Below are 1,200 nucleotides of genomic sequence, written 5' to 3'. Positions count from 1 at the left end.
CTCTTGCGAGAAACACTCTTCGACAACATCTGGATTCAGCCGGCCGCCGGCGACGCGGGCGGCGCAGTGGGCGCCGCATTCGCGGCCTACCATCTCATGCTTGAAAAGCCCAGGAACATCCATTCGGGCGACAGCATGAACGGCGCGTATCTCGGGCCAGAGTTCAGCCAGTGCGAAGTCGAGGAGAGTCTGAGAAAGGCCGGCGCGGTATTCACGACCGAATCGGACGAAGCACTGATTAACAATGTCGCACATGCTCTCGTCGACGGTAAGGCGGTTGGGTGGATGCAGGGTCGGATGGAGTTCGGCCCGCGAGCGCTAGGCGGCCGCTCCATCATTGCTGACCCCCGCTCAGCGGCTGTTCAGAAGCAGCTAAATCTCAAGGTGAAGTATCGAGAGTCTTTCCGTCCATTTGCGCCGAGTGTTCTGCGAGAGGACGTGTCGCAATGGTTTCAGCTGGATTCCGACAGCCCATATATGCTCCTTGTGGCCGACGTGATGAGCACGAAGCAGTTGCCGATGTCAGAAAAGCAAAAGCAGCTCTTCGGCATCGATAAATTGAACGTCGCGCGTTCGGAAATTCCAGCCGTCACACACGTGGACTACTCCGCGCGGGTACAGACTGTGCATCACACGACTAATCCGCGGTTTCATAATTTGATATCGAAGTTCAGGGAGCTAACCGGGTGCCCCGTTCTCGTGAATACCTCGTTCAACGTGCGAGGTGAACCGATCGTTTGCACTCCAGAGGATGCGTTCCGCTGTTTAATGGGAACAGAAATTGAACTGCTAGCCGTCGGCAATTCGCTCGTACGCAAGGAAGACCAGAGCAGAGCGCTGATGAAGGATTATCGTGGTTCCTATGAACTCGATTAGAAAGTGAGGTGTTCAAACTGTGCGCCTCGCGGGCGTCTTGATTTCTACCCCTTTCGCACGTAGGGCACGCATTTCGAGGAAGTCATCTACATGGATGGTAAATGCCAAAAAACGCAATCTTCGGAATTCACCTATGCTAGCAATGATGCGCTACTCGCCGCGAGGAAGGGAGTTATTCGCTTAGCCGCTCTGTTAACGGAAGTATGGGTAATCCTTGGTGTTGGTGTTCTTTTGGTGACGATTCTGGAAGTATCGCTCACCTCGTACTACGAGAGAGCTGACAAAAAAGCTGTCTCTTATACACATCTGACGCTGCCGACGAAC

2 protein-coding genes are annotated in these 1,200 nt (G+C 54.1%); both read left to right on the top strand.

The window, feature by feature from the left end; all coding sequences use genetic code 11:
* Positions 1-876: carbamoyltransferase C-terminal domain-containing protein (locus IF803_RS42495; protein ID WP_461196164.1), on the top strand; the 876-nt coding region annotated here is incomplete at its 5' end.
* 90 nt (positions 877-966) lie between these two features.
* Positions 967-1,200, top strand: a 234-nt coding sequence (locus IF803_RS42490) for a hypothetical protein (RefSeq protein ID WP_461196163.1), incomplete at its 3' end; no start/stop codon positions are given.

The sequence above is a fragment of the Bradyrhizobium sp. UFLA06-06 genome, from assembly GCF_054820065.1.
Note: the sequence above shows the minus strand (reverse complement) of the source record. Positions and strands in the feature narration are given on the sequence as shown.